Source organism: Reyranella sp., from assembly GCF_050185545.1.
Lineage (GTDB): Bacteria > Pseudomonadota > Alphaproteobacteria > Reyranellales > Reyranellaceae > Reyranella.
The window spans coordinates 2,913-8,967 of record NZ_JBFWZI010000247.1 but is presented as its reverse complement, the minus strand read 5'-3'; the positions used below and the strand labels follow the sequence as shown (position 1 = coordinate 8,967).

The window sequence follows — 6,055 nt, the reverse complement described above, 5'->3', positions numbered from 1 at the left end:
GGGCGTGCCGGCGGGCAGCAGCATGCCGAGCCAGGCGTTGGCCTCGAAGCCGGGAAGGCCCTGCTCGGCGATGGTCGGCGTGTCGGGGAAAAAGGCCAGCCGCTCCAGGCTGCCGACCGCGATCAGGCGCAGGCGACCGGCCTCGATGTGCGGCCGCGTCACCGCCACGGTATCGAGCGCCACCTGCACCGTGCCGGCGATCAGGTCGTTCATCGCCGGCGCGCTGCCCTGGTAGGGTACGTGCACGGTCTTCATGCCGGTCGCGCGCTTCAGCTCCTCCATGGCGATGTGGCTCACCGTGCTGTTGCCGGAGGAGGAGTGAGTGAGCTTGTCGGAGTTGGCCTTGGCGTAGGCAATCAGCTCGGGCAGCGTCTTCGCCGGCAGCGACGGGTTGACCACCAGCACCAGCGGCAGGTCGCCGACCCGGCCGACCGGCGCGAAGCTCTTGAGCGAGTCGTAGGTAACGTTCCTGTAGAGATGCGGCGCCATCACCAGGGCGGCCATGGCGGAGATCAGGATGGTCGCACCGTCGGGGGCCGCCCGCGCCACCTGGCCGAGCGCGATGCTGCCGCCCTGGCCGGGCTTGTTCTCGACGATTACCGTCTCGCCCAGCTCGTCCTTCAGGGCCTCGGCGACGATGCGTGAGACCAGGTCGATGCCCTGGCCGGCGGGAAAGCCGACCACGATCCTGGCGACCTTGCCGCCCTGCGCCTGCACCGTCGCCGGCGCGCACAGGGCTGACAGCGACAGCGCTCCGAATGTCCGTCTCAGCATGAATCCTCCCGTCAGATCACCTTGCGCGCCCTGAGCCCGGCGATCTCCGCCGCCGAGAGGCCAAGGGCGCCGTAAACTTCGTCATTGTGCTGGCCGATCGTCGGACCGGCATGGCGCACGCGGCCCGGCGTCTCGGAAAAGCGCGGCACGACGCCCTGCATGCGCACTGAGCCGAGCTCGGCATCGGGCACGCGCACGATGGCCTCGCGCACCGCGACCTGCGGATCGTCGAACACGTCGGCAATGTCGTAGATCGGCGAGAAGCCGACGTCGTGCTCGGCGAAGGTCCGGCGCAGTTCCTCGAGGGAGAGCCGGGCGATGGCGGCGCCGATGATGTCGTCGAGCGCACGGAAGTTCCTCACCCGCGCCGGGTTGGTGGCGAAACGCTCGTCCTCGAGCAGCGCTTCGAGGGCAAGCGCGCGGCACAGGCGCGCGAAGATGCTCTGCGTCGAGGCGGCGATCGAGGCCCATTTGTCGTCGCGCGTGCGGTAGACGTTGCCGGGCGCGGCGTACTGGCTGCGATTGCCCGAGCGCGTGCGCACGACGCCCAGCTGGTCGTACTCGATGGCGAGGAATTCCAGGGTGCGCAGCATCGCCTCGGTCGCCGAGCAGTCAATCTCCTGGCCGCGCCGCTCGGGATGGCGGGCGAGATCGTGCAGGGCGGCGAGGACACCCAGCGCGCCGAACAGTCCGGCGATGGCGTCGGAGATCGGATAGCCGAGATGCAGCGGCCGGCCATCCTCCTCGCCGCAGATCTGGGTGAAGCCGCTCATCGCCTCGAAGATGCGGGCGAAGCCCGGCCGGTCGCGGTACGGGCCGTCCTGGCCGAAACCCGACACGCGCAGGATGGTGAGGCGCGGGCTGATCCCTTGCAGCCAGGCGCGGGTGATGCCCCAGCGGTCGAGCGTGCCGGGACGGAAATTCTCGACCAGCACGTCGGCGCCGGCGATCAGCCGGCCGAACAGTGCGCGGCCTTCCGCCTGGCGCAGATCGAGCGTGACGCCCTTCTTGTTGCGGTTGGTGACCTTCCACCACAGCGGCGTGCCGTCCTTGTGCGGCGCCAGGGCGCGCAGGCTGTCGCCGGCGCCCGGCATCTCGACCTTGACCACCTCGGCTCCATAGTCCCCCAGCAGCCCGGCCGCGAACGGTCCCGCGACGACGGTGGAGATGTCGACGATCCTGAGCCCGTGCAGCGGGCCGGCTGGCGCTTCGGTCATGGTGCTTCCTCGCAGGTTCACTCTAGGGACTTTGCCATGCATGCAGAATGATCAAGACAGCGAAACTAGAAATGCCAGAAATGGATGGCTGGGATTATCCAAATGAATTGTCATGCTCTTCCGGACCGCGAGCATCTCGCTCGCTCAAGCTCATGAGCGAGCGAGACGCTCGCGGTCCGGAAGACGATGAGTCGCGATATAAGGGGGCAGTCATTTTGGAGGAGTCCTGGCATGAGCGGCGAGTTGTGGCAGCTGACGGCGGTCGAGGCGGTGTCTCTCCTCAAGAAGAAGGAGGTCTCGCCACTCGAGCTGGTCGAGGCCTCGGCGGCGCGCATCACCGCCGTCGAGCCGGCGGTGAATGCACTGCCGACGCTCTGCCTCGACCGCGCCCGCGATCACGCCAAGCGCCTCATGGCGGGCGAGGGGCGCGAGGCGGCGGGGGAGGCCGGATGGCTCGGCGGCCTGCCGGTGTCGATCAAGGACCTTACCGACGTTGCCGGCGTGCGGACCACCTACGGCTCGCCGCTGTTTGCCGACCACGTGCCGGCGAGATCGCATCCGGTGGTCGAGCGCATCGAGCGCATGGGCGGCATCGTCATGGGCAAGTCGAACACGCCCGAGTTCGGCGCCGGCGGCAGCACCTTCAACGAGGTGTTCGGGCGCACGCGCAACCCGTGGAACACGTCGCTGACCTGCGGCGGCTCCACCGGCGGAGGCGCGGTATCGCTGGCGACCGGCGAGGTCTTCCTGGCGCAGGGCACCGATCACGGCGGCTCGCTGCGCCGCCCCGGCACCTACTGCTCGGTGGTCGGCCTGCGGCCGTCGCCCGGCCGGGTGACGCGCGGCACCGTGAACAATCTCTGGTCGTCGCTGTCCGTACAGGGCCCGATGGCACGCACGGTGGCCGACCTCGCCCTCGCGCTCGATGCCATGGCCGGCCACTGCCTGCACGATCCGATGACGTTCGATGCGCCCGCGGTGTCGTTCAGCGCCGCGGTCGCCCGACCGACGGCGCCGCGCCACGTCGCCTTCACCGCCGACTACAACGGCCGCATGGCGATCGACCACGACATCCGCGAGATCTGCACCAGGATGGCGCGGCGCTTCGAGGAGCTGGGCTGCATCGTCGAGGATGCCTCGCCCGACATCGGCGCCATCGACGAGGCCTTCCTAAACCTGCGCAGCCAGGCCTTCGTCGTCGACCGCGAGCTGCAGCTCGCGGCGCATCGCGACAAGATCAAGCCCGACATCATCTGGAACACCGAGCGCGGCCTGCAGCAATCGCCCTCCGCCGTTGCCTGGGCCGAGCGCGAGCGCGCCGCCTTCTACCGCCGCGTCGTGGCGTTCTTCCAGACCTACGACCTCCTGGTGACGCCGGGCTCGCCCACGGCGGCGTTCGACGTGATGCTGCGCCATCCCGAGACCATCGCAGGCAAGAAGCCGGAGAACTACATGGCCGGCTCGACGGTCAATTCGGTGATCACGCTGACCAGCTGCCCGGCAATCGCCGTGCCCTGCGGCTTTGACCGGCACGGCCGTCCGGTCGGCCTGCAGCTGGTCGGCAGGCCGCGCGGCGAGGCGGCGCTGCTGCAGGCGGCTGCGCTGTACGAGCAGCTGCTCGGGCTCGAACGCCTGCTGCCGATCGATCCCAGGCCCGGCACCGTGCCGCCGAGCTCATGAGCGGATGCGCGTAAGACGCCTGGGCGCCATCAGGCGATAGCTCGCCTCGACAAGTCTCGCGACATCCTTCCAGTCGGTGTCGTCGCGCAGGAACATGCCGGCAATGTCGGGAAACCACACCGGCTTGAAGAACGGATCCCGACGGAAGGCGTCGGCATCGACCTCGTTCAGGCGCGAGCGGAACGTCAGCACGCAGGCCGGGCCGTCGGTGCCGGCCGCCTTGACGTAGGCCGGCGGCCAGCCGGCGTCAATCATCAGGACATGGGCGAACGTGTTCTTGCCGACCCGCCAGCGCACGCCGACCCAGGCGGTCTCCTCGCGCGTCTCGGGGAACCTGCGTGCAATCGACCGCAGGCGGATGACGACGGCACTGGGCACATGGGGGCGCTTCGCAGCCATTTGTTGAAGAGTGCCACGCTGTCGGTGACTTGACGACAGTCGGTGAGATATACACCTTCCCCGTATATCTTTGCGAGGGACCGATCATGCAGGTCTGCAAATGGGGCAACAGTCTCGCCATTCGGCTTCCTTCGGTCATCGTCGAAGCGCTGAAGCTCAAGGAAGGAGACGAGATCGACATCCGTGTCGCCGGCGAACGTGAATTCGACGTCGCTCGGGACCGCAGCCTTGAGCGCGCCATCGAGACGATCAAGTCTTTGCGCAAGCCGCTTCCTCCCGGCTGGAAGTTTGATCGCGACGAGGCCAACGAGCGCTAGGTGCGATGTCAGTCGAGTTCGTGGACGCCAACGTCATGGTCTATGCGTTCACGACCGACCCGCGCACGGACAGAGCGTTGGCTATCCTGGAGGGGCGCCCTGTCATCAGCGTGCAATGCCTAAACGAGTTTGCCAATGTCGCGCGACGCAAGCTGACAATGGATTGGCCGGATGTGCGCCGGTCCCTCCAGGCGATCAGGCGACTCTGCTCGAACGTCATGCCGATTGATCTCGACGTCCATGAAGATGCGTTGCGCATCGCCGAGCGGTACGGGTACCGGATGTTCGATTGTTTGATCATTGCGTCGGCTCTTCAGGCCGATAGCGAGAGGTTATGGTCGGAGGACATGCAGGATGGGATGGTGATCGACGGTCGTCTGAGCATCGCCAATCCGTTCCGCACGGAAGGTTGATCGCCGACGGCGATGTCGACCCCGGCCCGCAAGCCGTGCCACCATTACCGCAACCCGCCGCCTTCGATGATGCGAGCGGCAGCAGTCCGATGGGGAGGACATGATGCGGGTCGTGATAACCGGCGCGAGTCGCGGCATCGGCCGGGCGACGGCGGTGAAGCTGGTGGCGGAAGGCGCGAGCGCGCTCACTCTGTGCGACGTCGCCTATCTGGACGAGCTCGAGGCGCTGGCCGGGGAGCTGCGCGGCGCCGGCGCCAAGGTGCGCACGCTCAAGGCCGACATGGCGCGGCCCGCCGCGCCGGCGCAGGTGATCGCGGCGGCGGTGAAGGCGATGGGCGGCATCGATGCGATCGTCGGCAATGCCGGAATCACCGCACCGTCCCGGCTGGTCGATCTCGACCTCGCGACCTGGAACCGCGTGTTCGACGTCGACCTGCGCGCCAACTGGCTGCTGGCCAAGGCGGCCCATCCGCATCTCAAGGCCTCGAGGGGCGCGATCGTCATGCTGGCCTCGATGGCCGGCGTGATGCCGCAGCTGCCGACCGGCGCCTACAGTCCGGCCAAGGCGGCGCTGATCATGCTGACCGAGATGATGGCCATGGAATGGGCGGGAGATGGCATCCGCGCCAACAGCGTATGCCCGGGCTTCGTGCACACCTCGATGACCGACGCCATCTACAGCCAGAGGTCGCTGGCGCGTGGTCGCGCCAGCCTGGTGCCGCTCGGCCGCATCGCCACGCCCCAGGACATCGCCGAGACCATCGCCTTCCTGCTGGGACCGCAGGCGAGCTATATCACCGGCCAGGCGATCGTGGTCGACGGCGGGCTGACGCGCTCGATCCTGAGGAACGTGCCGGGCGTCGCCGCGACGCCGTCCGGCAAGGCGAAGGGCAAGACCGCGGCCAGGGCGAAGGGCAGGCGATGAACGCGTTCGTGTTCTACGTCTGGGTCGTTTCGGCGTGACCAGCTTCGGCATCATCGGGCTGGGCTGGATCGGACGGCGCGTCGCCGTCCGCCTGCCCGGCGCGGTGGCGGTGCTGGTCCGGCCATCGCAGGCAGACATGGCGGCCTCGCTCGTCGATCGTGCCGCGGTGTGCACGTCCGCCGCCGAGTTCATCGCCCGCCGTCCGGCCGTCGCCCTCGAATGCGCCCTGGCTCCCGTGCTGGCCGAGATCGGCCCCGACCTGCTGACGGCCGGTATCGATCTGGTGCCGCTGTCGCTCACGGCGCTGTGCGATCCCGTGGTGGAGAAGCG

At 68.3% G+C, this 6,055-nt stretch carries 8 protein-coding genes; 5 read left to right on the top strand and 3 right to left on the bottom strand.

Features of this window, described 5'->3' with window-relative positions:
• On the bottom strand, positions 1-774 hold a 774-nt coding region (locus AB7O82_RS34740; RefSeq protein ID WP_428621503.1), incomplete at its 3' end, for a Bug family tripartite tricarboxylate transporter substrate binding protein.
• An 11-nt stretch (positions 775-785) separates the two neighbouring features.
• Positions 786-1,991, bottom strand: coding sequence for a CaiB/BaiF CoA transferase family protein (locus AB7O82_RS34735; RefSeq protein ID WP_428552886.1), 1,206 nt, complete (start codon positions 1,989-1,991; stop codon positions 786-788).
• 231 nt (positions 1,992-2,222) lie between these two features.
• Between AB7O82_RS34735 and AB7O82_RS34730 the strand changes: the two genes are divergently transcribed.
• The gene (locus AB7O82_RS34730) at positions 2,223-3,671 is read left to right on the top strand and encodes an amidase (protein WP_428621501.1); all 1,449 of its coding nucleotides are present in this window, start codon (positions 2,223-2,225) and stop codon (positions 3,669-3,671) included.
• On the opposite strand, the gene AB7O82_RS34725 is transcribed toward AB7O82_RS34730, so the two are convergent.
• Positions 3,666-4,049: a hypothetical protein gene (locus tag AB7O82_RS34725; RefSeq protein WP_428552881.1), complete on the bottom strand. Its 384-nt coding sequence runs from the start codon at positions 4,047-4,049 to the stop codon at positions 3,666-3,668. The two genes, AB7O82_RS34730 and AB7O82_RS34725, sit on opposite strands and share 6 nt — an antisense overlap.
• Positions 4,050-4,099: 50 nt before the next feature.
• On the opposite strand from AB7O82_RS34725, the gene AB7O82_RS34720 reads away from it, so the two are divergent.
• The 4 genes from AB7O82_RS34720 to AB7O82_RS34705 form a co-directional block, all read left to right on the top strand.
• Positions 4,100-4,387 (top strand): AbrB/MazE/SpoVT family DNA-binding domain-containing protein, encoded by a 288-nt coding sequence (locus AB7O82_RS34720; protein ID WP_428552879.1) that lies wholly within the window; start codon positions 4,100-4,102, stop codon positions 4,385-4,387.
• Positions 4,388-4,392: 5 nt separating this feature from the next.
• Positions 4,393-4,800 (top strand): PIN domain-containing protein, encoded by a 408-nt coding sequence (locus tag AB7O82_RS34715; RefSeq protein WP_428621500.1) that lies wholly within the window; start codon positions 4,393-4,395, stop codon positions 4,798-4,800.
• 100 nt (positions 4,801-4,900) lie between these two features.
• Positions 4,901-5,725: an SDR family NAD(P)-dependent oxidoreductase gene (locus tag AB7O82_RS34710; RefSeq protein ID WP_428621499.1), complete on the top strand. Its 825-nt coding sequence runs from the start codon at positions 4,901-4,903 to the stop codon at positions 5,723-5,725.
• Positions 5,726-5,759: 34 nt separating this feature from the next.
• Positions 5,760-6,055: hypothetical protein (locus AB7O82_RS34705; RefSeq protein WP_428621498.1), on the top strand; the 296-nt coding region annotated here is incomplete at its 3' end.

Bases quoted from the DNA above. Each gene is read 5' to 3' on its own strand.
- AB7O82_RS34735 (WP_428552886.1), bottom strand. From the start codon at position 1,991: ATGACCGAAGCGCCAGCCGGCCCGCTGCACGGGCTCAGGATCGTCGAC.
- AB7O82_RS34730 (WP_428621501.1), top strand. From the start codon at position 2,223: ATGAGCGGCGAGTTGTGGCAGCTGACGGCGGTCGAGGCGGTGTCTCTC.
- AB7O82_RS34715 (WP_428621500.1), top strand. From the start codon at position 4,393: ATGTCAGTCGAGTTCGTGGACGCCAACGTCATGGTCTATGCGTTCACG.
- AB7O82_RS34710 (WP_428621499.1), top strand. From the start codon at position 4,901: ATGATGCGGGTCGTGATAACCGGCGCGAGTCGCGGCATCGGCCGGGCG.